We start from the raw sequence: 23,949 nt of genomic DNA, 5'->3' as shown, positions 1-23,949 counted from the left end.
CCGCCATGGCATTATCGGCCAATCTTTTCCTGCGCCAAAGCCAAAGCCTGGTGATGACACCGCAACTGATGCAATCCATCCAGTTGCTGCAGATGACGCATTTTGAGCTCACCCAATTCATCGCCCAGGAAGTCGAGAAAAATCCGCTGCTCGAATTTGCGTCAAATGACGAGGATATAGGCAGCAATGGCGAGCGCGAGGCCAAGGACGAAAGGTTCGATGCGGCGGATGAAGGCCACAGCGACGATGACCGCAACAGCGGCGATCTCGCCAGCGACTGGTACGAGAGCGAAAATACCGGCCATGCCGACCGGCTGAGCGACGAGCTCGACACCAATTTCAGCAATGTCTTCCCCGACGACGGCAGCCCGCAGCGCGCGGATGCGCCGGAGCTGCTCAGCCAGTGGAAATCCATGCCAGGCGGCGAAGCCGGCGACAGCTACGATCTCGACGATTTCGTCGCCGGCCAGATTTCGCTGCGCGACCACCTGAACGAACAGATTCCCTTCTCTCTGCCCAGCATGGCCGACCGGCTGATTGCCCAGCATCTCGTCGACCAGCTCGACGATGCCGGCTATCTGCAGGCCGATTTGAGCGAAACCGCGGAGCGCCTCGGCGCCAGCGTTGCGGATATCGAGCGTGTGCTCGGGGCATTGCAATTGCTCGACCCGCCGGGCGTCTTTGCCCGTTCTCTCAGCGAGTGTCTGGCAATTCAGCTTCGCCAGAAGGATCGTTTCGATCCGGCCATGGAACGGCTGATCCAGAATCTCGAACTTCTCGCCCGGCGCGATTTCGCGACGTTGAAGCGGCTCTGCGGTGTCGACGAGGAAGATCTGCTCGATATGATGGCGGAGATCCGCCAGTTGAACCCGAAACCGGGCAGCGGCTTCGAGACCGGCATATCCGAGGCGATCATGCCCGATATCGTGGTGCGCCCGTCCTCGGACGGAGGCTGGCTGGTGGAGCTTAATCCGGATACGCTGCCGCGCGTGCTGGTCAGCCAGTCCTATTTCGCCTCTGTTTCCAAGACGAGCCAGGATCACGCCTTCCTGTCGGAATGCCTGCAAAACGCCAATTGGCTGACACGCAGCCTCGATCAGCGCGCCAAGACGATCATGAAGGTCGCGAGCGAGATCGTCCGACAGCAGGATGCCTTCCTCGTGCACGGCGTCGATCATTTGCGGCCGCTCAATCTGAAGACCGTGGCGGACGCCATCAAGATGCATGAGTCGACCGTCAGCCGCGTGACCTCGAACAAATACATGCTGACGCCGCGTGGCCTGTTCGAGCTCAAATACTTCTTCACCGTCTCGATCAGTGCCGTCGAGGGTGGTGACAGCCATTCGGCCGAGGCCGTGCGTCACAAGATCCGTATGCTGATCTCGCAGGAGAGCCCCGACGCGGTGCTGTCAGACGACGACATCGTCGATACACTAAAAAAGGGCGGCATAGATCTTGCTCGCCGTACGGTTGCAAAATACCGTGAAGCGATGAACATCCCTTCCTCGGTGCAAAGGCGCCGGGAGAAGCGCGCGCTGGCAAAAGTAGCCGGCTTTTAGCAATTGCCCAGCCTCAACCGCAGACTGCGAATGTCCTAACAGATCCTTAAGATTCAGTTGACTTTCCGATGTGGCGGAGCTAGAAGCCCGCCGCAATCGGTGCAGGACATCACTGCCATGAACTTATCCCCACCATCCCCAGGGCGCCTGACAAACGCAATTTGTCTTTGACTGCGTGAAGTGCTTGGATGAGCTTGAGGCTTGGCGTAAACTGGCGCGCCCAATAACCGCTACAAGAAGGGAAACTCCATGAGTGTGCGTGTCTCCGGGAAACATATGGAAATTGGCGACTCCTTCCGCCAACGGATTGAAGACCAGATCGGTATGGCCGTGACGAAATACTTCGACGGGGGGTATTCAGGCCAAGTGACGGTACAGAAATCCAGTTCCCGCTTCGCAGCCGATTGCAAACTTCATCTCGACAGTGGCGTTGTCCTGCATGCCGCCGGAGAGGCGATGGATCCACAATTGGCGTTCGACGCGGCCTCCGAGCGCATTGAAAAGCGCTTGCGCCGCTACAAGCGTAAACTCAAGGATCACCAAGCCGGCAACCACACCAATGGCCTCGCTGAAGTCGCCTATACTGTCATGGACGGTGTTCCAGACGACGAAGACGAGGTCCCTGCCGATTTCGCGCCGGCGATCGTCGCCGAAAGCACGAAACAGCTAAAGACCATGTCGGTCGCGACCGCCGTGATGGCGCTCGACATGACCGACGAGCCGCTGCTGCTTTTCCGCAGCCCCGGCAAGGAACATCTGAATATCGTTTACCGTCGCCAGGACGGCAACATTGGCTGGATCGACGCAGCCAATATCAAAGGCTGAGAAAAGAAGATGAGCGACGGCCCCGGGCTGTAACAGCCGGCCGCCGCTCCTCCGTCATCGGATCTCGGCGACACGAAGGATAAAGAGAATGGCATTGGCAGATTTGCTGCACCAAGATGCGATCATCCCCGCCTTGAGGGCAAATTCCAAAAAACAACTGCTTCAGGAGCTGGCAGCCAAAGCCTCCAAATTGACCGGACTGCCCGAGCGCGAGATTTTCGACGTCGTGCTGCAGCGGGAGCGTCTCGGCTCCACCGGCGTCGGCAACGGCATTGCCATTCCGCACGGCAAGCTCACCAGCATCAAATCCATCATCGGTATTTTCGCGCGCCTGGAAGCGCCGGTCGACTTTGAGGCGCTGGACGACCAGCCCGTTGACCTCGTCTTCCTGCTGCTCGCCCCCGAGGGCGCCGGCGCCGACCATCTGAAGGCGCTGTCGCGCATTGCGCGCGTGCTGCGCGACCAGGATCTCGTCGCCAAGCTGCGTGCCACCGAATCCGCCTCGGCGATCTACGCCTTCCTCAACGAGGAGCAGGCGTCCAACGCGGCCTAGAGCAATTCCAGGAAAAGTGCGAAGCGGTTTTTCGTCCGGAATTGTGCAAAAAAACAAAGGGTTAGAACGGGAAAGCGAATCGTTGAAACGCTTGACCACTCTAGCGGCCCAACGCGAGTTAAACGCTCATGAAAAGAGCCGGATGACGTTGTCATCCGGCTCTTTTCTTTGATACATGACTTGAAGATCAGGCGTCTTTTTCGTCGAACGGGCTGTTGGCGCCCGGTTCGGAAATCTCGGCCACCTTCGGGCCGCCCTTGGCAACGCCAACCATCGCCGGACGCAGAACACGCTCGCCAATGACGAAGCCGGCCTGCACCACCTGCACGACCGTATTGTTCGGTACTTCGGTGTTCGGCACCTCGAACATCGCCTGATGGAAGTTGGGATCGAACTTCTGGCCGACCGGCTCGATCTGGCGGACACCGTGGCGCTCCAAGGCCGACAGCATGGAGCGCTCCGTCATTTCCACGCCTTCGATCAGCGTCTTCAGGCCGGCATCGGCTTCGGCGCGGGCTTCGGCCGGAATGGCTTCCAGCGTGCGGCGCAGATTGTCCGCTACGGCCAGCATGTCGCGGGCGAAGCTTGCGACGGAATAGGACTTGGCGTCCTTAACGTCACGCTCGGTGCGACGGCGCAAGTTGTCCATCTCGGCGGCAAGGCGCAGATAGCGGTCGCGCAGATCGCTGTTTTCAGCCTTAAGCAGCTCGACCGGATCCGGCTGCGCAGGCTCGGCCGCATCAGCGGTTTCGGCAGCCTCTTGCGCAAAGCCCGCGGGATTGTCAGTCGCCGTGGCGTCAGGTCCGGTCTTCGTTGTTTCGTCAGTCATGACGGTCTCCGAATTGCTTTGTCTTTTGAATGTGCCCGATATCGAGGTTTGGCCGGAAAAAATCAAGGCTTTGTCGTCAAGAACCGGCATTTCCCGGCAATCCGGCCATATTTGCCCGAATACCAATTGGGTGAAAACGCCTCCTCCGTTGAGGCTTCTACTATCGAAGAGCCTTTCCAGGTATAGTCGGGCCGTTTTCAACACGACATGAGGTGCATCCATGTCCAGCAGCCAGTCTCATTCGGGCAAATGTTTCTGCGGCGCAGTGGAAATCGCGGTCAGTGGCGAGCCGGTGGCGATGGGTTATTGCCATTGCGACTCCTGCCGGGAGTGGTCGGCCGGGCCGGTCAACGCCTTTTCGCTTTGGCCGCCGGAAGCCGTGCACGTCACCAAGGGGGCCGATCACATCGGCAGTTATCAGAGAAGCGAAAAGAGCCTGCGCAAATGGTGCAAGATTTGCGGCGGCCATCTGTTGACCGAGCATCCCTTGTGGGGCGTGACCGATGTCTACGCCGCTATCATTCCAACCCTCGATTTTCAGCCGATGCTTCATGTCAACTACGAGAACACCGTGCTGCACCTGAGGGACGGCCTGCCGAAACAAAAGGACATGCCGGCGGAGATGGGCGGATCGGGAACCCTGCTGCCTGACTAAACGATCTTTCAATAGAGCTGCCCGCTCTGCGGAGGGCCTTCGTCAAATCCCCGGCCGCGACAGCCTTGAGATCAGTTGGGCGGTATAGTCCACCATCGGCACGATGCGGGCGTAATTCAGCCGCGTCGGGCCGATGACGCCCACGGCGCCGACAATGCGGTCGTCATCATCGCGATAGGGCGCGACGATCAGCGAGGAGCCGGAGAGCGAAAAGAGCTTGTTTTCCGAGCCGATGAAGATACGCACGCCCGGCCCGCTTTCGGCCAGGTTCAGGATCTCGATCAGGCTGTCCTTCTTTTCGAGATCGTCGAACAACAGCCGTAGCCGGTCCAGATCTTCGGCACCGCCGACTTCGGCCAGCAGATTGGCACGGCCGCGCACGATGAGTTGCGTCGGCTTGCCGTCATCCCCGTCGCCGGACCAGACCGCGATCCCACGTTCCACGAGCTCGCGCGACAAAATATCGAGTTCCTGACGCACACTCTCTTTCAACGTCTGCAACTGACGGCGCAGTTCCGGCAGCGTCTGGCCGGTCATGTGGGCGTTGAGAAAGTTCGCCGCTTCCGTAAGCTGCGAAGAGGTAACGCCGGCCGGCAATTCGATGATGCGGTTTTCCACCTGATCGTGATCGCCGACGAGCACGGCGAGCGCCTTTGTGGGCTCCAGGCGGATGAATTCGACATGTTTCAGCACCGGATCGCTCTTCGAGGTGATCACCAGTCCGGCGCCGCGCGAGATACCCGAAAGCATGCGGCTAGCTTCGGTCATGACCGATTCCATCGGCTGGTCGCGATTGCTGCCGCGCACCTGGCGGTCGATGGTCGCGCGGTCTTCCGCTGAGAGATCGCCGACCTGCATGAAGGCGTCGACGAAGAAGCGCAATCCAAGCTGCGTCGGCAGGCGGCCGGCGCTGATATGCGGCGAATAGATGAGACCGAGTTCTTCCAGATCGCTCATGACGTTGCGCACGGAGGCCGGCGACAGAGACATGGGCAGCAAGCGCGAGAGATTGCGCGATCCCAGCGGTTCACCATTCTCCAGATAACCTTCGACGATACGGCGGAAGATTTCCTTCGAGCGTTCGTCCAGCGCTGCAATGGCATCCGAAACCGACGATGTCGTGAACCCCATTTCGCCGTCAAATCCGTTCTGTTGAGCCTTAGTCAAAATATAATCATTCAGTTAGCAATGGCAAAAGGGAAAAATGTCAAGGCTGCCGCAACAAAGCCCTCCGACCTGCTTTTCCTTTGCAAAAGCCGCCGGTGGATCGTAGAAGCGGTCAATAAACGTTCAGGAGAGTAGAATGCGGCCTTCAGGCAGAAAAACCGACCAGATGCGCAAAGTGTCATTTGAGCGCAATTTTTCCAAGCACGCAGAAGGCTCGTGCCTGGTCAAATTCGGCGACACGCATGTGCTTTGCACGGCGAGCCTCGAAGAAAAGACGCCGCCATGGCTGCGCAACAGCGGCAAGGGCTGGATCACGGCCGAATACGGCATGCTGCCGCGTGCCACCGGCGAACGCATGAAGCGCGAAGCCGCCTCAGGCAAGCAGGGCGGCCGCACGCAGGAGATCCAGCGCCTCATCGGCCGCTCGCTGCGCGCTGTCGTCGACTTACAGGCGCTGGGTGAACGCCAGATTACGCTCGACTGCGACGTCATCCAGGCCGATGGCGGCACCCGCACGGCCTCGATCACCGGCGCCTGGATCGCGCTCTACGACTGCCTGAAGTGGATGGAAAGCCGCAACATGATCAAGACGGACCGTGTCCTGAAGGATCATATCGCCGCCGTTTCCTGCGGCATCTTTGCCGGCCAGCCGGTGATCGACCTCGACTATCTCGAGGATTCATCCGCCGAGACCGACGCGAATTTTGTCATGACCGGCGCGGGCGGCATCGTCGAGATCCAAGGCACGGCCGAAGGCACGCCCTTCAGCGAAGAAGAATTCACAACCCTGATGCACCTCGCCAAAAACGGCATTGCCGAACTGGTGGAGCTGCAGAAGCAGGCGATTGCCTGAGGATATCAGCAAATGCGGAGCGTGCAGCTTGCCCCTCATCCGGCCCCTGAGTTTATCGAAGGGCGGCCACCTTCTCCCCGTCTCGACGGGGAGAAGGGGCAAGACGCACCTGCCGTCATCCCTCAGCTTCATGGGAATCGGGAGGCGTCCATATATGAGGTCGTCCCCTCTCCCCGCGAGCGCGGAGAGGGCTAGGGTGAGGGGCTAACTCGATGAGCAATGCGATAATCGAAAGTGTCCTCGAAACCGCTCTTTATGCGGACGATCTCGATGCAGCCGAGGCCTTCTATGGCGGCATTCTCGGACTGCCGAAGATTTCGCGCGGGGGCAACCGCCATGTCTTTTATCGCTGCGGGCCGGGCGTGCTGCTGATCTTCAACAGCGAGGAAACCGTTAAGCCGCACGAGCCGGGCGCCCTGCCCGTGCCACCGCATGGCACGAAAGGACACGGCCATATCTGCTTCCGGGTCAGCGGCAACGATATCGAGGCGATGGCTCAGAAGCTGAAGGCTGCCGGGATCGACATCGAAGCTGATTTTCACTGGCCGAACGGCGGCCGCTCGATCTATTTCCGCGATCCGGCCGGCAACAGCCTGGAATGCGCCGAACCCCGCATCTGGGGCCTATGACAGGACAGGATATGCGCAAACTTGATACCAAGACCATCGTCGTCGCCAGCCACAATGCCGGCAAGATCCAGGAGATTCGGGACCTGATCGGCCCGCTCGGTTTTACCGCCAAGTCTGCCGCCGATCTCAATTTCATCGAACCGGACGAGACCGGCACCACCTTCGAGGAAAATGCCGCGATCAAGGCGCTGGCCTCCGCGCATGCCTCCGGTCTGCCGGCGCTATCGGATGATTCCGGCCTGGTCATCGACGCGCTTGGCGGCGATCCCGGCGTTTATACTGCCAACTGGGCGGAAAAGCCCGATGGTACCCGCGACTTCGCGATGGCGATGCAGAAGGTCGAGGCCGCTCTGGAGAAGGCCGGTGCCAGCTCGCCGGAAAGCCGCACCGCCCGCTTCGTGAGTGTGCTTTGCCTCGCCTGGCCCGACGGGCACACGGAACTTTTCCGCGGCGAAGTCGAGGGCACCGTGGTCTGGCCGCCGCGCGGCACCCAGGGTTTCGGCTACGATCCTATTTTCCAGCCCGAAGGATACGACACCACCTTCGGCGAGATGAGCGCCGACCAGAAGCATGGCTGGAAGCATGGCGATTCGCATGCATTGTCGCATCGTGCCCGTGCCTTCAAGGTCTTTGTCGAAACCTGCCTGGAGGCATAAGCTAACCCCGTGGAAATCGTAGATTCTCAGGACCTGATGCGCGGGGCGCAATTGTTACCGGATACCGGCGAACCCGGTTTCGGCATCTATGTGCATTGGCCCTTTTGCGCGGCCAAGTGTCCCTACTGCGATTTCAACAGCCACGTCCGCCATCAACCGGTCGACCAGGAGCGCTTCGCTGCCGCCTTCTTGAAGGAGATGGCGTCGATGCGGGCGATCAGCGGCCCGAAGACCGTGACCAGCGTCTTCCTCGGCGGCGGCACGCCTTCGCTGATGAAGCCGGAGACGGTCGGCACGATCCTCGACGGCATTGCCCGGACCTGGCACATGCCTGACGGCATCGAGATCACCATGGAAGCCAATCCCTCCAGTGTCGAGGCCGAGCGTTTCCGCGGCTATCGCGCCGCAGGCGTCAACCGCGTCTCCATGGGCGTGCAGGCGCTGAACGATCGCGATCTCAAATTCCTCGGCCGGCTCCACGACGTCGCCGATGCGCTGAAAGCAATCAAACTGGCGCGGGAGATCTTCCCGCGCATGTCCTTCGACCTCATCTATGCCCGACCGAACCAGACCGTCGAGGAATGGGGGCGCGAGCTGAAGGAGGCGATCTCCTACGCCGTGGATCACCTTTCGCTCTATCAATTGACCATCGAGGAAGGCACGCCGTTCTACGGCCTGCATAAGGCTGGCAAGCTGATCGTGCCGGATGGCGACCAGTCGGCGCTGCTCTATGAGGCGACGCAGGAGATCACCGAGCGCGAGGGCATGCCGGCCTATGAGGTCTCCAATCACGCGCGTCCCGGCGCCGAGAGCCGCCACAATCTTACCTATTGGCGCTACGGCGACTATGCCGGCATCGGCCCCGGCGCCCACGGCCGGCTGACCCAAGGCCCGAAGAAGCTTGCGACGTCCACCGAGCGGAAGCCGGAAAGCTGGCTGGAGCTGGTCGAGCGCGACGGTCACGGCATCGTCGATCAGGAGATGCTCGGCTTCGACGAGCAGGCCGACGAGTTGTTGCTGATGGGCCTGCGGCTAAAAGAAGGGATCGATCTCGTGCGATGGCAGCAGCTCTCCGGCCGGGAGCCTGATCCGAAGCGCGAGCAGCTTCTCTTGGAGCACGGCTTCATCGAACGGCTCGGTAATTCCCGCCTGCGCTGCACACCGGCGGGCATGCTGATCCTCGATTCCGTGGTCGCCGATCTGGCGTGCTGAAAAGGCGGAAGGTCCGTCCTATTCCGCCGCTACGCTTCGTCTCCTGAAAGCGAGTAATCGCCCGTCGATCGCCGCAAGGCCGACCGCGATCATCGCCATGCCGATAAAGTGCTTCGGCTGCAATTGTTCGCCGAGGATCAGCGCGCCGAGCAGGATGGCGCTGACGGGGATAAGGAAGGTGACCAACATCAGATTGGTGGCACCCGCCGTCGCCAGGATGCGGAAAAACAGGACATAGGCGATCGCGGTCGAGAGGATCGCCAGGCCGGCCAGTGCCACTAAGGTTTCCGTCGCGGGCATGCTGAGTGTCCAAGGGTGGTCTATCAGAAGGGCAACCGGCAACAGCAGGATGGTCGAGGCCGTCACCTGTCCGGCGGCGGGGATGATGGGCGCAAGACCCATGCGACGGAAGCGGCGGCCGAAAATGCCGGCGAGCGAATAGGAGAAGGCGGCGCCCAACACGGCGAGCTGGGCCAGCACGTTCGAACCGAGGCTGCTCAGCACCGACGGGCCGATCATCAGCGCCACGCCGGCAAAACCAACGATAACGCCGATCAGGCAATTGCCGGTCATTTTCTCGTCCGTCGTCAGAAAATGCGCCACCACGACAGCGAAGAGCGGTGTCGTTGCGTTGAGGATGGAGGCTAGACCACTGGCGATATGGGTCTGGCCCCAGACGATCAGCAGGAAGGGAATGACGTTGTTGAGGACACCCATGCCGAAGAAAGCCGCCCAGGTCTGACGGTCGCGCGGCATCGCCTGACCGGTTATCCGGACGATGATATGCAAGGCTATCGCCGCCAAGGCGACGCGCGCCGCAACGATGGTGAAGGGCGGCAGTTGGTGTACCAGGATGCCGTTGAACAGGAACGAGCCGCCCCAGAGGATCGACAATCCCAACAGCATGCCCCACTCCGCCGCGCCCATCGATTTCTGCGCCATGGCGATATCTCCCATTTTCCATTCTATGAGTTTGGCTCGATGCTGGGCGAAAATGCAGTTTCTTGTCAGCATTCGAGATTGATGGGATAATCCCGCAATCATGAGGCTCCTGCAAACGAGTCTTTTTCGTTCGATCGTTTAGCTGAACTCAATCATGATGGATCAACTGCCTTCCCTCTCGGCGCTGCGCGCCTTCGAAGCTTCGGCGCGTCATCTGAGCATGACAGTCGCCGCCAGGGAGCTGCATGTGACCCCTGGCGCCGTCAGCCTGCAGGTACGCGATCTCGAAACCGCACTGGGCGTGCGGCTTTTCGACCGCCGGGCGCGCGGCCTGGCGCTGACGGCTGACGGTGCGGATTATTTCGCGACGCTGCGCACCGCCTTTCGCCTGGTGCGTGAGGCGACGGCGGCGCTGACGATGCGGGCGCGCGACACGGTGCTGACTGTCACCTGCACCGCCGGCTTTGCCACACACTGGCTGGTGCCGCGGCTGATACGTTTCGAACGGGCGCATCCGGAGATCGATCTCCGCATTAGCGCCTCGCACCGGATGATGGATTTCCAGCGCGACGGCATCGACATCGCCATCCGCCATGGGCTCGGCGGCTATGAGGGGCTGGCGAGCGAGCGATTGCTCGATGACGAATATGTGCCGGTCTGCACGCCTGAGATCGCCGCTTCGCTCGGTCCATCACCCACGGCCGACGCCTTGGCCGGCCTGACGCTGATCCATGATGTCTACCGGCGCGACTGGCAGCTCTGGCTGCTGGCAGCCGGCGCAACCAAGGTCGACGCAACACGAGGGCCGATCTTCACCGACGGCACCGGCGCTTACCATGCCATGAAGGCAGGGCTCGGCATCGCGTTGATGCGGCGCTCTTTCGTCGAAAAGGAATTGGCTGACGGCACCGTTGCCGCGCCCTTCCCGATGGGGCTTGCGAGCACGCTGGCCTATCACCTGGTCTACCCGCCGGCCGCGCTGGAACGGCCAGCCATCGCGGCCTTTCGCGCCTGGCTGTTTTCCGAGGTCTCCCATATGCCGTCAGAGAAGCCGCATCATCCGTGATGCGTAATGCCGCCCTTGAACAGGCTTCCGGTCCGCGTTTCGAGGAAGGTATCGAGCGGGATATGCTCCTGATGCAGGAAGCCGGTCGAGGGCAGACGGCCGGCACGCACCAGCTCGATGACGGCAACGACGGAGGCCGAGGTGGTCCAGGAAATGGCGGTACGGATTTCGCCGGCGATTTCGATCGGATAGTAAGCGCGCACGAATTCCCGCCGGCGCAGATTGCCGTTGATCATGCCTTCGGCCGAGACATGGACATAGACCACATCGTCATCCACCGGCGGCTTCGCCTCGGTCAAGATTTCGCCGGCAAGCTGGCGGCGGTCGCGCATCAGCAACTCATGGAAGAAGAAATTCATCAGCTCCATGTGGCCGGGATACCGCATGGTTTTATAATCGAGATTCTCCACCCGACCGAGCATGGTACTGCACATGGTTCCGAGGCCGCCCGAGGTGGTGAAGGCTTCGAGCTTGACTCCATCAACATAGAGCGTCTCATGCCACTCCATCGGCGAGACCAGCTTGCGCACTCCGCCCTCGATGACCTCGCAATCATTCAGGTATTCGTTGACAACACCCTCCGGCGACCAGTTGAAGGCATAACCCAACAGTCCGGTCGGATTCTGCGGCAAGGCACCGACGCGCATGCGTATCGAGCGGCAGCGATCGAAGACATCGGCAAGGCTCGCGCCGACAATGCCGACGAAACCGGGTGCCAGGCCGCATTGCGGCGCCATCAGGCCGCGTGCGCTCTTTGCAAGCTCGATGATGCCGTTCGTGGTCGGCACATCCTCGGTCAGATCGAAGTAATGAATGCCGGCGCCGTGGGCCAGGCGCGCCAGATCGGCGTTCAGGTGGAACGGCAGGCAGGAGAGCACGGCATCGACGCGGGAAAAGAGATTGCCGATCAATGTGGGATCGGAGACATTCCCTGGCTCGCAGGCGAAAGGTACGGCCTCTGCCGGCAACCGGGCGTCGATGCCCGTGACGGCAAAACCGCTTTCATGCAACAATGTGGCGGCGAGCCGCCCGACCTTTCCGAGGCCGAGAACGGCAATCCTGTCAAAACCCATTGATATCCTCCCATTCGGTGCGACGGCCTCCTCCGACCGAGCATCCGATTCAGTATTTCAGACTTCTATAGAATAAAAGCCGCATAAATGAAAACGGCCGGCGATGAAGCCGGCCGTGGATAAAGTGCGGAAAGTACCGCGTCTTATTCGTTGATCAGACGCTTCAACAGCTCGATTTCATGCGAAAGCTTGCTGTCACCGGCAATCAGCTCCTCGATCTTGCGCACCGCATGCAGCACGGTCGTGTGGTCGCGACCGCCAAAGCGGCGACCGATCTCCGGGAAAGAGCGCGGCGTCAGAGTCTTCGACAGATACATGGCGATCTGGCGCGGCTTGACGATGACGCGCGTGCGACGATTCGAGACCAACTCCTGGCGCGAGACATTGTAGTGACGCGCGACAATACGCTGGATGTCCTCGATGCGCACACGGCGCGGTTCGCCGGAGCCGACCAGATGGGCCAGCAGTTCGTCGACACGCTCGACCGTCAGGTTCGGCTCGAACGAACGGCGGAAGATCAGTTGATTGAAAGCGCCTTCCAGCTCACGGCCGCTCGCCGTCACATTGCGGGCAACATGCGAGAGGAGTTCGGCCGGAATTTCCAGCGAAGGATCATCCATGCGGGCGGCATCCAGCCGGCGCTTGAGGATTTCGAGGCGCATTTCATAGTCCGGCGCCTCGACCTCGATCGCGACACCGCCTTGAAGACGCGAACGCACGCGCGGATCGAGCGATTCAAGCTCCCAGGGCGCGCGGTCGGCAGCAACGACGACCTGCTTGGCGCTGTCGAGCAGCATATTGAGCAGATGGCAGAACTCGTGCTGGATCATCTTGCCCTGCAGGAACTGCATGTCGTCGATGATCAGAAGATCGATGTTGCGCAACGAGTCCTTCAGCGTCAACGCGTCATTGTCGCGAATGGCGGTGGCAAAGCGCCACATGAAATATTCCGCCGTCAGATAGACGACGCGCAGCCCGCGCGGGTTCTGCACGGCCGCATTGGCGATCGCCTGCAAAAGATGCGTCTTGCCGAGGCCGACCGTCGCGTGGACGAAGAGCGGATTGAACCGCACGGCGCCGGAGCCGGCTTCAGCAATCGTCTTGGCGGCGGCAAGGCCGACGCGGTTCGAGCTGCCCTCGACAAAGGTATCGAAGGTGAAGCGGGAATCGAGCGGCGAACCGAACAGCGGTGCGCCCACGGTCGCCGGCCGGGCAGCGGCTGCAGCAGTGATCGTCTGAGCAACGACCTGGCCGGCAGGCTGGGCAACCGGGCGGCGGATCGGCGCCACCGAAGCCGCGTCAGGCACCGCGACATGTTCGTCCGCGCAAGGCTTCGCGCCATGGCGGGTCGCCGTGCGCACGAGAATTTCAACCTTCAGGATTTCAGCATCTTCTGCCTGGAACAGGTTGGTGATCAGATCGAGATAACGATTGTTGATCCAGGATTTCAGAAATGTCGTCGGAACAGTCAGCCGTACGACGCTCTTCGATACCGAATGCAGCTTAAGCCGCGCAAACCAGCTAGCATAAACATCCGGACCGACCTGGGCCTTCAAGCGTGCACTGACACGCTCGAACAATACGTTATGCTGCATATCTCCTTTTTCCCCCGCCGCTTCAAGGCAAACCGCACTGAACGCCTGCTGTGCATTGTCCCCATTCTCCAACGCACCCGTCGTTCTGGTAATCATTTGCATAATGCCGCCTTCCACAGTCTCTTTTTATAGGGCGGAAATTGGATGATACCGCCGCCCTTAGGTCTACGCCATGGCATAGCGGTCGCGCTCGTTGTGTCGAGCTTCGCCGCATACCGGTTCATCAGCCGGGTCCAGCCAAACGGACCTTGCGCGAAACACCCTGGCGAAAACTGCTCTTCGAGCGGCCTTCGTCTTGGCGTTTGCATCTGGAGCAGTCGTTCGGTCCTCGTACTCCGACCGACCGCCCCAAACGGCTGTCAATTTTTCTCCCCTCCCCGCAGCCACGCTTGGGACTTAGGCTGCAAAGAGCAGACAAGCTTCCTCGTTCCGCAGGCGTTACCGCTTGTGGCCTTAACTCGTCAACTGTTTGAAAAAACGGAACTGAACCGCTCCGTCACAAGGAACAAAAACCACCCCCACTGCCAGTGATGGCAGTGTTCGCCGAAGCCGTTTCAGATGATGTCCGCGCCCCTTGTTGAAAGCCATTTAGGCAGGATCGAAGGCGGAGATCAACGATGAATTTTACACAAAATTAAGAGGCGGTCCTTGACTCTGGAAGCCGTTTTTGAGTGTCACAACCACGTCAAAAAAGAATCGCTTTTGAATCAAGGAGATTCCCGTTCAGCGCGATTCCCACAGCTTTCAAAACAAAAAAAATAAAAAAATCCTTGACTCACCCGGCAGCCAGCTGGACGTCACGCAGATCACCCAATATCAAGACATCCTGCTATAAACCATTGTTTTTAAATGACTTTTTCTGTCACCTCAGTGACATGATCAGCCGGCTACATTTTAGCTATATGGAGCAATTTCGGCTGAATCCAAAAAGCCCGGCGCGAGGGCCGGGCTCAAGTCTAACGATTAAATCGTTAAGGAAAAATTACGCTGTCGGAGCCGAAAGTGCCTTCACACGCTTGGCAAGACGCGAGACCTTGCGGGAAGCGGTGTTGGCATGCAGGACGCCCTTGGTGGCAGCGCGAGCCAGTTCCGGCTGCGCTACGAGGAAGGCTTCCTTCGCACGATCCGCATCACCCGATGCGATGGCTTCTTCGACCTGACGGACGAAAGTGCGAACGCGCGAGCGACGAGCCTTGTTGACTTCGGTGCGGCGGGCGATCTTGCGGGTCGCTTTTTTCGCCGAGCTGGTATTGGCCATGTATGCCTCTCTTAGAATTCGAACATAGCTCCGTCAGTGCAGCGCGGGCCCTGCGGCCACTTCATCCAGCAATGCGGGAGCAATTGCGGAAAACCAGATCGGCTTTCCAAACTGTGGCGGGCATATAACCGGAATGAGCGGCGGCGTCAACGCGGATTCTCACGGAACCCGCGCAATTCCGGAATCTCGTTTTCACCTGTTCTTGAAGGCGGGTTTGCGCTTCTCGATGAAGGCGGCCATGCCCTCCTTCTGATCCTCGGTGGCAAACAGGCTGTGGAACAGCCGGCGCTCGAAGCGCAGCCCCTCTTCCAGCGTCATCTCCTGCGCCCGATTGACGGCCTCCTTTGCCATCAGCACCGAGGGTCGCGACAGCGAGGCGATCTTGGCAGCGGCGGTCAGCGCCTCTTCGAGAAGCTTGTCGGCCGGCACGACGCGCGACACGAGGCCCGAACGCTCGGCTTCGGCGGCATCCATCATCCGGCCGGTCAGGATCAGGTCCATTGCCTTCGCCTTGCCGACAGCGCGCGTCAGACGCTGCGAGCCGCCCATGCCGGGAATGATGCCCAGCGTAATCTCCGGCTGGCCGAACTTTGCTGTATCGGCAGCAATGATGAAGTCGCACATCATGGCAAGCTCGCAGCCGCCGCCGAGCGCAAAACCGCTGACGGCAGCGATGACGGGCTTGCGCGCCTTGGCGATCTCGTCCCAGCCGCTGATGAAATCGGTCTTATAAACATCGGCGAATTCGAGCGGCTGCATCTCCTTGATGTCGGCACCGGCGGCGAAGGCCTTTTCCGAACCCGTGAGCACGATTGCGCCGATCGTCTCGTCGGCATGAAAGGCGCCATAAGCCTGCTTCAATTCGGCAAGCACCGTCGAATTCAGCGCGTTCAGCGCCTGCGGCCGGTTGAGCCTGATGAGACCCACGGCCTCGTGTGTTTCGACGATGAGGGTTTCATAGGCCATGTGTCTCTCCCTTCAAATTGGAGCGGCTCAGCGTTTTACTTTCCCGCTCTATCCCTTCGTTTTACGCAATTCCCGACGGAAAACCGCTTCGCACTTTTCCTGGAATTGCTCTAGCTCTGGCAGGAGGCGCAATAAAAAGAAGAGCGCCCCGCCTGAACGGTGCGGGCGACCGTACCGCCGCAGCCCGGTGTCCTGCAAGGCTCCGCTTCGCGATCGTAGACGGAAAAGGAATGCTGGAAATAGCCGAGCGAACCGTCCGTCTGGATGTGATCGCGCAATGATGAACCGCCGGCTGCGATCGCATCGGCGATGACCTCGCGGATCGCGACGACGAGCCTCAGCAATTCCTCTTTCGGCTGGCCGGCTTCGGCCACCAAGGTTCCGGCAGCACGCAGCGGCGACAGATGCGAACGCCATAGCGCCTCGCACACATATATATTGCCGAGCCCGGCGATATTCTTCTGGTCGAGTAGCGCGCTTTTCAGCGGCTGTGCCCTGCCTGAGAAGCGCTCGGCCAAATAGTCGGCGCTCAATTCGTTGCCGGTCGGCTCGGGGCCGAGATCGCGGAAGGACGGATGACTGGCGAGATCCGCCCGCCGGACGATGTCCATGAAGCCGAAGCGACGGGGATCGTTGTAAATGACGCGCGCATGGCCATTGGCGCCCTCCAAATGGAAGATGACGTGATCGTGTTTCTCGTCTTTCGAGCGCGGATGGTGGAAGTCACCCGGCGCACCGGCAGCCGCCCCAGTCTCGATGCGGAAGGAGCCGGACATGCCGAGATGCGATACGATCGTCATGCCATCGTCGAGATCGATCAGAAGATATTTTGCGCGGCGCGACAGCGACGTGATGCCGCGGCCGGAGACGAGGCGCGAAAACTCTGCCGGAAAGGGAAAGCGCAGATCGTTGCGGCGCAACTCCAGTTCGGCGAGCAGCGCGCCTTCCATGGAGGGCGCAAGCCCGCGCCTGACCGTTTCGACCTCTGGTAATTCCGGCATTGCTATCCATCTTTATGTTTCAACCGCTTATGATCTGAGCTATAGCCCAAAGGCATTGCGGCTGGTGACCTGGCTCATGAGATAGCGTGGCAAACGCGATTTCGCTATGGTCCGCCGCCTATTTATGTAACGGAGTTGAGCTGATGGCAGAAAGCCGCGCCTCCGCCGATGGCGGCATGGAAACATCCTATGGCTTCCGCGAAGTGGCCGATGGCGAGAAGCAAGACCTCGTCAACGAGGTGTTCCACAAGGTCGCCAAGCGCTACGACATTATGAACGACGTCATGTCCATGGGCCTGCACCGGGCCTGGAAGGATGCGATGATCGCCGCGCTTAATCCGCGCAAGGATCCTGCCTACAAGGTCCTCGACGTCGCCGGCGGTACGGGCGATATCGCCTTCCGCATCGTCGAGGCCTCGAACCGGCTGGCGCACGCGACCGTCCTCGATATTAACGGCTCGATGCTGGGCGTCGGCGCGGAGCGCGCCGAGAAGAAGAAGCTCACCGACAACCTCACCTTCGTCGAGGCCAATGCCGAAGAACTGCCCTTCGAGCCCAATTCCTTCGACGCCTATACGATCGCCTTCGGCATCCGCAACGTGCCGCATATCGATGTGGCGCTGAAGGAAGCCTATCGCGTGCTGAAGCGCGGCGGCCGGCTGCTGGTGCTGGAATTTTCCGAAGTCGACCTGCCGCTGCTCGACCGCGTCTACGATGCCTGGTCCTTCAACGCCATTCCGCAGTTCGGCAAGGCGATCACCGGCGATGCCGAACCCTACCAATATCTCGTGGAATCGATCCGCAAATTCCCGAACCAGCAGGATTTCGCGACGATGATCCGCGAGGCCGGCTTTTCGCGCGTGAGCTTTACCAATTATACCGGCGGTATCGCCGCCCTGCACTCCGGCTGGAAACTCTGACGCATGGTTCCGAAGAATGTGACGCGGTTTTCGGCTGGCATCCAGCGAGACGTTGAGACCCGATGAGTGCTTTCAACGCATATTTCGGCCTTGTCAGGGTCGGCTGGGTGATGGTGCGCGAAGGCGTGGTGATCGCGCTTCCGTCCGAGGGGCTGCCGCCCTCCGTCAGCCTTGCGAAATCCTTCGTCAGCATTTTTGCCCGCAAACGCGCCAAGACCCAGGCGCGCAGCGATCGCCTGGCCAAGGCGGTCGAGCGTCTCGGACCTTCCTATGTGAAGATCGGCCAGTTTCTGGCGACGCGACCCGATGTCGTCGGCGTCGACATGGCCAATGACCTGTCGCAATTGCAGGACCGCATGGCCTTCTTTCCGAATGCCGCGGCAAAGGCTGCGATCGAGGGGTCTCTGGGCCGCCCGCTCGACGACCTTTATGTAAGCTTTGACGAACCTATTGCCGCTGCCTCGATTGCGCAGGTGCATCCGGCGGAAGTGCAAACTGCGCAAGGCCGCAAGCGCGTTGCCGTCAAGGTGGTCCGGCCCGGCGTGCGCCAGCGTTTCGTGAACGATATCAAGGCGATGTATCTTGTCGCCCATCTGCAGGAACGCTTCATGCCATCAAGCCGCCGCTTGAGGCCCGTCGAAGTGACGCGGACGCTGGAGCAGACCACCAAGGTCGAGATGGATTTGCGGCTCGAGGCCGCGGCACTTTCCGAGATTGCCGAAAACACCGAGAAGGATCCGGGCTTCCGCGTCCCCAAAGTCGATTGGGAGCGCACCGGCCGCGACGTCATCACCATGGAGTGGATCGACGGCGTCAAGATGTCGGATGTCGAGGGACTGAAGGCAGCCGGCCATGATCTCAACGTGCTCGCCGACACGCTGATCCAGTCCTTTCTGCGGCACACGCTGCGCGACGGCTTCTTCCATGCGGACATGCATCCTGGCAATCTCTTCGTCGATGCCGAGGGACAGATCGTCGCCGTCGACATGGGCATCGTTGGGCGCCTCGGCAAAAAGGAACGCCGCTTCCTTGCCGAAATTCTCTATGGCTTCATCACCCGCGACTATATCCGCGTCGCCGAGGTGCATTTCGAGGCCGGTTACGTGCCGGGGCATCACAATACCGAGAGTTTCGCGCAGGCGATCCGCGCCATCGGCGAGCCGATCCACGGCCAGCCGGCCGAGACGATCTCCATGGGCAAGCTGCTGACGCTGCTCTTCGAAGTGACTGAACTTTTCGATATGGAGACGCGGCCGGAGCTGGTCATGCTGCAGAAGACCATGGTCGTGGTCGAGGGCGTGTCGCGCATGCTCAATCCGCGCTTCAACATGTGGAAGGCTTCGGAGCCCGTCGTCGGCGATTGGATCCGCACCAATCTCGGACCCAAACGCATTGTAACCGACCTGAAGGACGGTTTGAAGGCGGCGGTCAAACTTGCCGAAGCCGTGCCCGAAATCGCAGCCAAGACCGAAAAATTCCACCACGAACTCCTTGCCATGAGCGAAAATGGTCTGCGCTTCGATCCGCAGACGGCGGAGGCGATCGGCAAGGCTGAGGCCCGGCACAGCCGTTCCGGACGCCTGGCGCTCTGGATTATCGCGCTCGTGCTGCTTTATATTGCATGGCTGTTGAGCTGACCTTTTTTCCGTGACCGCGCCGTTGCGCAATTTTGGTCGACGATGAACAACTTGGCCCTGTCTTGGTCGTTGACCGGTGCGCTGCATCGCCGAAATCGGACACTTGAGAGCTCATGCCCTAAGGATCGATATCCGCCCATCCTACGGATCGCTCGTTCGGCGATGATGCTGCTGCGCGATTTGCATGTACTTCTGCTCGCAACGGCATGGCAGGTGTTCGATATTTGGGATATCCCATTATCGATCATGCTCGCATAACCTTGCGGGAAAGGAGAACAGCCAAGATGGAGCGTCAGAAAGCCGGCATCGAACTCACCGGACAACCCTTGGGGTTCAGCGATCTGGTGCGGATCGGCGCGGGTGTCGTGATGCCCTCGGCATCGGAAAGCGGCCTGGTGCGCGTGCGTGCGGCACGCGAAGTTCTCGAAAGCACGATCGAGTCCGGCATGCCCGTCTATGGCTCGACCACCGGCGTCGGGGCAATGAAGGATGTGGAATGGTCGCCGGAAGACCTCGACGCCTTCAATCTCGGGCTGGTGCGCGCCCATCATTTCGGCACGGGGGCGCCCTTTTCCATGTCCGTCGTCCGCAATGCCATGGCGATCCGCGTCAATACCGCGCTGACCGGCCGGGTCGGCTGCTCGCCGGAGCTGATCGACGCCTATCTCCAGCTTCTGCATGCGGATGTCATTCCCGTCGTCCGCCGCACCGGTTCGATCGGCTGCGCCGACATCGGCCTCATGGGCCAGATCGGCGCGGTGCTGACCGGGGTCGGCGAGGCCGTCTATCACGGTCGGCGCATGCAGGCGGCGGATGCTTTTGCGGCCGCCGGCATCAAGCCGGTGAGAATGCTGCCGCGCGACAGCCTGGCTTCGCTCAGCGTCAACGCCGTCAGTTTCGCGGCGGCTGCCGAGACGACCCGCAATGCCGCCTCCTCGATCCGCGTTCTGCTCGCGACCGGCATGATGGCAGCCGGCGCGCTCGGTGCCTCGCGCGATCCCTGGCATGCGGTACGCCATGTCGGTACGGCGCGGGAAGCGCTGATCGGCTCCTGGCTCTGCAACGCCTCCGAAGAATGGCCTTGGCCCGTCGCGACGCATGTGCAGGACCCGTTGAGCCTGCGCATGATCGGCCAAGTCTTCGGCGCAGTAATCGAAAATCTGCTGGCCGCCGGTCACAAGATCCTGGCGGCGACGGGCCGCTCCGACGACAATCCCGTCATCGTCGACGGCCGCGTCATGACGTCGGGCGGCTCGCTGCCACTCGATGTAACGATCCTGCTCGAGGCTGCGGTCATCTGCATGGCGCATGCGGCGCGCAATGCCTTCAACCGCTGCGTCCTGCTCGGCAACGGCCAGCGGCGGGGCCTGCCGGTCAATCTCGTCCCGGAAGGCAGGATCGCCACCGGATTCGGCCCGATCATCAAGCTTGCCGGCGAGATCTTCTCGCGGGTGTTGTCCATGTCCAATCCGGTCTCGGCGCAGTCGCTGGTGGTTGCCGCCGGCATGGAGGACGAAGCCGCCTTCCTGCCGCTGGTGATCGAACGTTTCGACCGGCAGATGCGGGCGCTGAAGCGCCTTGCAGCGCTGGAAGCCCTCCTCTCGGCGCAGGCGATCGACATTCTCGGCGACAGGCCGGAAGGTGTGGCGCGCATGCTCTATGATGTCGTGCGCAAACATGCCGATTTCTATGTCGTCGACCGGCCGCTGTCGGCTGAAGTTGAAGCGATCGAAGAGGAATTGGGTTCAGAGGCCTTCGTGTCCGAAATGATCGCCCAGGCGCCGATCCTCGCCTATGATGATTTCTTCGCGCTCGGCTCGCTGGAGCGGGTCGAAGAGCGGCTTTATCGCGATACTGTCGTGATCTGACCAAACCGGTGAGCGGGAGACTGGATATGGCTGACTTCGATCTCGTTCTGCAGGGCACCGTGGTTCTTCCCGAACGCATCGTGGAAGAGGGTTATGTCGCCGTGGGTGACGGCAAGATTGCCGAGATTGGCATCGGCATCCCACCTGCAGCGCACGAACGGCATATCCTCGGAAAGGCATTGATCCTGCCCGGTGCGATCGATGCGCAGGTCCATTCCCTCTCTCAGAAGGACCAGGAGGATTTCATCTGGTCGACCCGTTCGGCGGCAGCCGGCGGCGTTACCACCATCGTCGACATGCCCTATGACGAAGGCAATCTCGTCTGCTCGGCAGTGGCGGTGAAAAAGAAGATCGATCATGCCGCTCCGCAAGCCCGCGTCGACTTCGCGCTCTACGGCACCGTCGACCCGGAAGAAGGCCCGGCGCGCATCCGCGAAATGGTGGAGGCTGGCGTCGCAGCCTTCAAATTCTCGACATTCGGCACGGACCCGAAGCGCTTCCCGCGCATCCCGCCTGCCCTGCTCGACGCCTGCTTTGCCGCCATCGCACCGACCGGACTGACGGCGGGCGTGCACAACGAAGACGATGAAGCGGTTCGCACCTATATGGAACAGGTGAAGGCGAGCGGCATTACCGACTATCGCGCCCACGGCCTGTCGCGTCCGCCGATCACCGAATTGCTCGCCATGCATACAATCTTCGAAACGGGCGCGAACACCGGCTGCCCCGCGCATGTGGTGCATTGCTCTCTCGGCCGCGGCTACGATATTGCCCGCGCTTACCGCCGCGACGGCTTCGAGGCAACGGTTGAATGCTGCATCCACTACCTGACGCTGGACGAGGAAAACGACGTGAAGCGCCTTGGCGGCAAGGCGAAGATCAATCCACCGATCCGCCCGCGCGCCGAAGTGGAGACGCTGTGGCGCAAGGTGGCGGAAGGCAATGTCTGGCTCGTCTCGACGGACCATGTCAGTTGGTCGGAAAACCGCAAGACCAATCCGGATATGCTTTCGAATGCATCGGGCGTTCCAGGCCTCGAAATCATGGTACCACTCTTCGTCAAGGGTGCCCTCGAACGCGGCGTGTCGCTGACCTGGGCGGCGAAGCTGATGGCGGAGAACCCCGCCAGGCATTTCCGCCTCGACCATATCAAGGGCGCGCTGACGCCGGGAAAGGATGCCGACATCGTCGTGCTGGAACCGCGAGAAACCGTCTACGACGCCGCTTCGAGCGGTAACAACGTCGTTGGCTGGAGCCCCTATAACGGTATCCGCCTGCCTTGGACGGTATCCGCCACCTATCTGAGAGGCAAGCAGATTGCCGACAGAAATAAAGTATTGGCCGAGCCGGGCAGCGGCAGATTTGTCCGCCCGCTTCCTCGCCAGATTATCGCCGGAGAGACTGCCTGATGAATCAACCGAAACGCCACAACCTGCCCGTCAACGCCGATCGCATCGCCGAGGATATCGAGGCTCTGGCGGGGATCACCGAGCCCGATCACCCTTGGACACGCCGCGCCTTCTCGCCGCTATTTCTGAAAGGTCGTGCTTACATTGAAGCACGCATGAAAGCGGCCGGACTGGAAACGCGCATCGACGCCGCCGGCAATCTGATCGGCCGCCGCGCTGGCACCAAACCTGGCCTCGGCACGATCCTGGTCGGCTCGCATTCCGACACCGTGCCCGATGGCGGTCGCTTCGACGGCATCGCCGGCACGATTGCCGCGCTGGAAGTCGCGCGTTCCCTCAGGGATCGCGATATCGAGTTGGATCATGATCTGGAGATCGTCGACTTTCTGGCCGAGGAAGTCAGTATTTTCGGCGTATCCTGCATCGGCAGCCGCGGTATGACCGGGCAGATCCCCGAGGCATGGCTCTCCCGCGTGAGCGGCGACCGCACGCTTTCGCAAGGGATTGCCGAGGTTGGCGGCGATCCTTCGGTGCTGCTCTCTCAGAAGCGGCCGGATCTCGCCGGCTTCCTGGAGCTGCATATCGAGCAGGGTCCCGTGTTGGAGGCTGAGAACAAGGATGTCGGCATCGTCACGGCGATCGCCGGCATCACGCGCATCGAGATCACCGTGGAAGGCCGCGCCGACCATGCCGGCACGACGCCGATGGACCGGCGCGCCGATGCGCTGGTGGCAGCATCGCAGCTCGTGCTCGACATCCGGAGCCGAGCAGCCGAGCAGGCGAAGACGCCGGGCCATTTTGCTGCCACTGTCGGCGAATTCCGCATCGAGCCGAATGCGGCCAATGTCGTGCCTTCGAAGGTGGTGCTGTTGATCGACGGCCGCGCCGAAATCCGCAGCGACATGGAAGAGTTCCTCGCCTGGATCGACGGTGCGGTGCAACGGATAGCGGAAACTTACGGAGTGACGATCAAGCCGCCGGTCCGCGTCTCCGACAATTTTCCGACGCCGGGTGCTCCCGTCCTGCTCGAAACGCTGGAGCGCGCCTGCGATACAGTCGGCGCAAAGCATCGCCGCATGGCCTCCGGCGCCGGCCACGACACGGCCTGGATCGCCAAGGTCGCGCCTGCGGCGATGATCTTCGTCCCCTGCAAGGAGGGCCGCAGCCATTGCGCCGAGGAATGGGCCGAGATTGACGACATCGCCATGGGCACCGCCGTGCTCTTCGAAGCGGTGCGCGACATGGACAAGAATCTCAAACAGACCGGGGAGTAGCC

At 61.0% G+C, this 23,949-nt stretch carries 22 protein-coding genes and 1 pseudogene; 14 read left to right on the top strand and 9 right to left on the bottom strand.

The window, feature by feature from the left end:
- Positions 1-5: 5 nt before the first annotated feature.
- The 3 genes from rpoN to ptsN all read left to right on the top strand — a co-directional run bounded on the left by rpoN (position 6) and on the right by ptsN (position 2,937).
- Positions 6-1,559: an RNA polymerase factor sigma-54 gene (rpoN, locus tag QDY28_RS07980; protein WP_331381155.1), complete on the top strand. Its 1,554-nt coding sequence runs from the start codon at positions 6-8 to the stop codon at positions 1,557-1,559.
- Positions 1,560-1,808: 249 nt separating this feature from the next.
- Positions 1,809-2,384: a ribosome hibernation-promoting factor, HPF/YfiA family gene (gene hpf, locus QDY28_RS07975; protein ID WP_028751007.1), complete on the top strand. Its 576-nt coding sequence runs from the start codon at positions 1,809-1,811 to the stop codon at positions 2,382-2,384.
- 88 nt (positions 2,385-2,472) lie between these two features.
- Positions 2,473-2,937, top strand: coding sequence for a PTS IIA-like nitrogen regulatory protein PtsN (ptsN, locus tag QDY28_RS07970; RefSeq protein WP_028751006.1), 465 nt, complete (start codon positions 2,473-2,475; stop codon positions 2,935-2,937).
- A gap of 187 nt (positions 2,938-3,124) precedes the next feature.
- Here the strand turns inward: ptsN and grpE are convergent, their stop codons facing one another.
- The gene (gene grpE, locus QDY28_RS07965; protein WP_331381154.1) at positions 3,125-3,766 is read right to left on the bottom strand and encodes a nucleotide exchange factor GrpE; all 642 of its coding nucleotides are present in this window, start codon (positions 3,764-3,766) and stop codon (positions 3,125-3,127) included.
- Between the two features lie 220 nt (positions 3,767-3,986).
- Between grpE and QDY28_RS07960 the strand changes: the two genes are divergently transcribed.
- Positions 3,987-4,421 carry a GFA family protein gene (locus QDY28_RS07960; RefSeq protein WP_331381153.1) on the top strand — a complete coding sequence of 145 codons (435 nt, stop codon included), beginning with the start codon at positions 3,987-3,989 and terminating at the stop codon, positions 4,419-4,421.
- A gap of 42 nt (positions 4,422-4,463) precedes the next feature.
- On the opposite strand, the gene hrcA is transcribed toward QDY28_RS07960, so the two are convergent.
- Entirely contained in the window at positions 4,464-5,552 is a 1,089-nt protein-coding gene (gene hrcA / locus QDY28_RS07955) for a heat-inducible transcriptional repressor HrcA (RefSeq protein WP_331381279.1), read from the bottom strand.
- Positions 5,553-5,724: 172 nt separating this feature from the next.
- Here hrcA and rph point away from each other — a divergent pair, with 172 nt between their 5' ends.
- The 4 genes from rph to hemW all read left to right on the top strand — a co-directional run bounded on the left by rph (position 5,725) and on the right by hemW (position 8,938).
- Positions 5,725-6,441 (top strand): ribonuclease PH, encoded by a 717-nt coding sequence (gene rph / locus QDY28_RS07950; RefSeq protein WP_331381152.1) that lies wholly within the window; start codon positions 5,725-5,727, stop codon positions 6,439-6,441.
- Between the two features lie 212 nt (positions 6,442-6,653).
- Positions 6,654-7,070: a VOC family protein gene (locus QDY28_RS07945; protein ID WP_331381151.1), complete on the top strand. Its 417-nt coding sequence runs from the start codon at positions 6,654-6,656 to the stop codon at positions 7,068-7,070.
- 11 nt (positions 7,071-7,081) lie between these two features.
- Complete coding sequence (rdgB, locus tag QDY28_RS07940; RefSeq protein ID WP_331381150.1) at positions 7,082-7,726, top strand: RdgB/HAM1 family non-canonical purine NTP pyrophosphatase; 645 nt, start codon at positions 7,082-7,084, stop codon at positions 7,724-7,726.
- A gap of 36 nt (positions 7,727-7,762) precedes the next feature.
- Complete coding sequence (gene hemW / locus QDY28_RS07935) at positions 7,763-8,938, top strand: radical SAM family heme chaperone HemW (protein ID WP_331381278.1); 1,176 nt, start codon at positions 7,763-7,765, stop codon at positions 8,936-8,938.
- 18 nt (positions 8,939-8,956) lie between these two features.
- Here hemW and QDY28_RS07930 read toward each other — a convergent pair whose 3' ends face one another.
- Positions 8,957-9,880: a DMT family transporter gene (locus QDY28_RS07930; protein WP_331381149.1), complete on the bottom strand. Its 924-nt coding sequence runs from the start codon at positions 9,878-9,880 to the stop codon at positions 8,957-8,959.
- Between the two features lie 154 nt (positions 9,881-10,034).
- Between QDY28_RS07930 and gcvA the strand changes: the two genes are divergently transcribed.
- The gene (gene gcvA, locus QDY28_RS07925; protein ID WP_331381148.1) at positions 10,035-10,946 is read left to right on the top strand and encodes a transcriptional regulator GcvA; all 912 of its coding nucleotides are present in this window, start codon (positions 10,035-10,037) and stop codon (positions 10,944-10,946) included.
- On the opposite strand, the gene QDY28_RS07920 is transcribed toward gcvA, so the two are convergent.
- The 5 genes from QDY28_RS07920 to mutM form a co-directional block, all read right to left on the bottom strand.
- On the bottom strand, positions 10,937-12,019 hold the full coding sequence (locus QDY28_RS07920; protein ID WP_331381147.1) for a saccharopine dehydrogenase family protein: 1,083 nt from the start codon (positions 12,017-12,019) through the stop codon (positions 10,937-10,939). The two genes, gcvA and QDY28_RS07920, sit on opposite strands and share 10 nt — an antisense overlap.
- Positions 12,020-12,162: 143 nt before the next feature.
- Complete coding sequence (dnaA, locus tag QDY28_RS07915) at positions 12,163-13,716, bottom strand: chromosomal replication initiator protein DnaA (RefSeq protein ID WP_331381146.1); 1,554 nt, start codon at positions 13,714-13,716, stop codon at positions 12,163-12,165.
- Positions 13,717-14,596: 880 nt separating this feature from the next.
- Positions 14,597-14,872, bottom strand: a complete 276-nt coding sequence (rpsT, locus tag QDY28_RS07910) for a 30S ribosomal protein S20 (protein ID WP_028750996.1) — start codon at positions 14,870-14,872, stop codon at positions 14,597-14,599.
- Between the two features lie 192 nt (positions 14,873-15,064).
- Positions 15,065-15,838 carry an enoyl-CoA hydratase gene (locus tag QDY28_RS07905; protein ID WP_331381145.1) on the bottom strand — a complete coding sequence of 258 codons (774 nt, stop codon included), beginning with the start codon at positions 15,836-15,838 and terminating at the stop codon, positions 15,065-15,067.
- A 110-nt stretch (positions 15,839-15,948) separates the two neighbouring features.
- A complete protein-coding gene (mutM, locus tag QDY28_RS07900) occupies positions 15,949-16,839 on the bottom strand; it encodes a bifunctional DNA-formamidopyrimidine glycosylase/DNA-(apurinic or apyrimidinic site) lyase (RefSeq protein WP_331381144.1) in 891 nt (296 codons plus the stop codon).
- A 143-nt stretch (positions 16,840-16,982) separates the two neighbouring features.
- On the opposite strand from mutM, the gene ubiE reads away from it, so the two are divergent.
- The gene (gene ubiE / locus QDY28_RS07895; RefSeq protein ID WP_331381143.1) at positions 16,983-17,759 is read left to right on the top strand and encodes a bifunctional demethylmenaquinone methyltransferase/2-methoxy-6-polyprenyl-1,4-benzoquinol methylase UbiE; all 777 of its coding nucleotides are present in this window, start codon (positions 16,983-16,985) and stop codon (positions 17,757-17,759) included.
- A gap of 62 nt (positions 17,760-17,821) precedes the next feature.
- On the top strand, positions 17,822-19,396 hold the full coding sequence (gene ubiB, locus QDY28_RS07890) for a 2-polyprenylphenol 6-hydroxylase (protein WP_331381142.1): 1,575 nt from the start codon (positions 17,822-17,824) through the stop codon (positions 19,394-19,396).
- A gap of 35 nt (positions 19,397-19,431) precedes the next feature.
- Here the strand turns inward: ubiB and QDY28_RS30975 are convergent.
- Positions 19,432-19,514, bottom strand: a pseudogene (locus QDY28_RS30975) (DHCW motif cupin fold protein); the annotation flags it as partial.
- Positions 19,515-19,680: 166 nt separating this feature from the next.
- On the opposite strand from QDY28_RS30975, the gene QDY28_RS07885 reads away from it, so the two are divergent.
- Genes QDY28_RS07885 through QDY28_RS07875 form a run of 3 tightly spaced genes read left to right on the top strand, consistent with a single transcriptional unit; the run spans position 19,681 to position 23,947 of the window.
- Positions 19,681-21,264 (top strand): aromatic amino acid lyase, encoded by a 1,584-nt coding sequence (locus tag QDY28_RS07885; protein WP_331381141.1) that lies wholly within the window; start codon positions 19,681-19,683, stop codon positions 21,262-21,264.
- A gap of 26 nt (positions 21,265-21,290) precedes the next feature.
- On the top strand, positions 21,291-22,673 hold the full coding sequence (locus QDY28_RS07880) for a dihydroorotase (protein WP_331381140.1): 1,383 nt from the start codon (positions 21,291-21,293) through the stop codon (positions 22,671-22,673).
- Positions 22,673-23,947, top strand: a complete 1,275-nt coding sequence (locus QDY28_RS07875; protein WP_331381139.1) for a Zn-dependent hydrolase — start codon at positions 22,673-22,675, stop codon at positions 23,945-23,947. The genes QDY28_RS07880 and QDY28_RS07875 overlap by 1 nt, the downstream gene beginning before the upstream one ends.
- Positions 23,948-23,949 lie beyond the last annotated feature (2 nt).

Origin of the sequence: Rhizobium sp. BR 362, assembly GCF_036528765.1 — a bacterium.
Lineage (GTDB): Bacteria > Pseudomonadota > Alphaproteobacteria > Rhizobiales > Rhizobiaceae > Rhizobium.
This window is presented reverse-complemented; position numbering and strand designations above follow the sequence as displayed.

Excerpts from the sequence above, each read along its gene's own strand:
- ptsN (WP_028751006.1), top strand. The coding sequence starts at position 2,473 with ATGGCATTGGCAGATTTGCTGCACCAAGATGCGATCATCCCCGCCTTG.
- QDY28_RS07920 (WP_331381147.1), bottom strand. The coding sequence starts at position 12,019 with ATGGGTTTTGACAGGATTGCCGTTCTCGGCCTCGGAAAGGTCGGGCGG.
- rpoN (WP_331381155.1), top strand. The coding sequence starts at position 6 with ATGGCATTATCGGCCAATCTTTTCCTGCGCCAAAGCCAAAGCCTGGTG.
- hpf (WP_028751007.1), top strand. The coding sequence starts at position 1,809 with ATGAGTGTGCGTGTCTCCGGGAAACATATGGAAATTGGCGACTCCTTC.
- rph (WP_331381152.1), top strand. The coding sequence starts at position 5,725 with ATGCGGCCTTCAGGCAGAAAAACCGACCAGATGCGCAAAGTGTCATTT.
- mutM (WP_331381144.1), bottom strand. The coding sequence starts at position 16,839 with ATGCCGGAATTACCAGAGGTCGAAACGGTCAGGCGCGGGCTTGCGCCC.
- QDY28_RS07960 (WP_331381153.1), top strand. The coding sequence starts at position 3,987 with ATGTCCAGCAGCCAGTCTCATTCGGGCAAATGTTTCTGCGGCGCAGTG.
- QDY28_RS07945 (WP_331381151.1), top strand. The coding sequence starts at position 6,654 with ATGAGCAATGCGATAATCGAAAGTGTCCTCGAAACCGCTCTTTATGCG.
- QDY28_RS07880 (WP_331381140.1), top strand. The coding sequence starts at position 21,291 with ATGGCTGACTTCGATCTCGTTCTGCAGGGCACCGTGGTTCTTCCCGAA.
- dnaA (WP_331381146.1), bottom strand. The coding sequence starts at position 13,716 with ATGCAAATGATTACCAGAACGACGGGTGCGTTGGAGAATGGGGACAAT.
- QDY28_RS07905 (WP_331381145.1), bottom strand. The coding sequence starts at position 15,838 with ATGGCCTATGAAACCCTCATCGTCGAAACACACGAGGCCGTGGGTCTC.
- ubiE (WP_331381143.1), top strand. The coding sequence starts at position 16,983 with ATGGCAGAAAGCCGCGCCTCCGCCGATGGCGGCATGGAAACATCCTAT.
- QDY28_RS07875 (WP_331381139.1), top strand. The coding sequence starts at position 22,673 with ATGAATCAACCGAAACGCCACAACCTGCCCGTCAACGCCGATCGCATC.
- ubiB (WP_331381142.1), top strand. The coding sequence starts at position 17,822 with ATGAGTGCTTTCAACGCATATTTCGGCCTTGTCAGGGTCGGCTGGGTG.
- hrcA (WP_331381279.1), bottom strand. The coding sequence starts at position 5,552 with ATGGGGTTCACGACATCGTCGGTTTCGGATGCCATTGCAGCGCTGGAC.
- hemW (WP_331381278.1), top strand. The coding sequence starts at position 7,763 with ATGCGCGGGGCGCAATTGTTACCGGATACCGGCGAACCCGGTTTCGGC.
- grpE (WP_331381154.1), bottom strand. The coding sequence starts at position 3,766 with ATGACTGACGAAACAACGAAGACCGGACCTGACGCCACGGCGACTGAC.
- QDY28_RS07930 (WP_331381149.1), bottom strand. The coding sequence starts at position 9,880 with ATGGCGCAGAAATCGATGGGCGCGGCGGAGTGGGGCATGCTGTTGGGA.
- gcvA (WP_331381148.1), top strand. The coding sequence starts at position 10,035 with ATGATGGATCAACTGCCTTCCCTCTCGGCGCTGCGCGCCTTCGAAGCT.
- QDY28_RS07885 (WP_331381141.1), top strand. The coding sequence starts at position 19,681 with ATGGAGCGTCAGAAAGCCGGCATCGAACTCACCGGACAACCCTTGGGG.
- rpsT (WP_028750996.1), bottom strand. The coding sequence starts at position 14,872 with ATGGCCAATACCAGCTCGGCGAAAAAAGCGACCCGCAAGATCGCCCGC.
- rdgB (WP_331381150.1), top strand. The coding sequence starts at position 7,082 with ATGCGCAAACTTGATACCAAGACCATCGTCGTCGCCAGCCACAATGCC.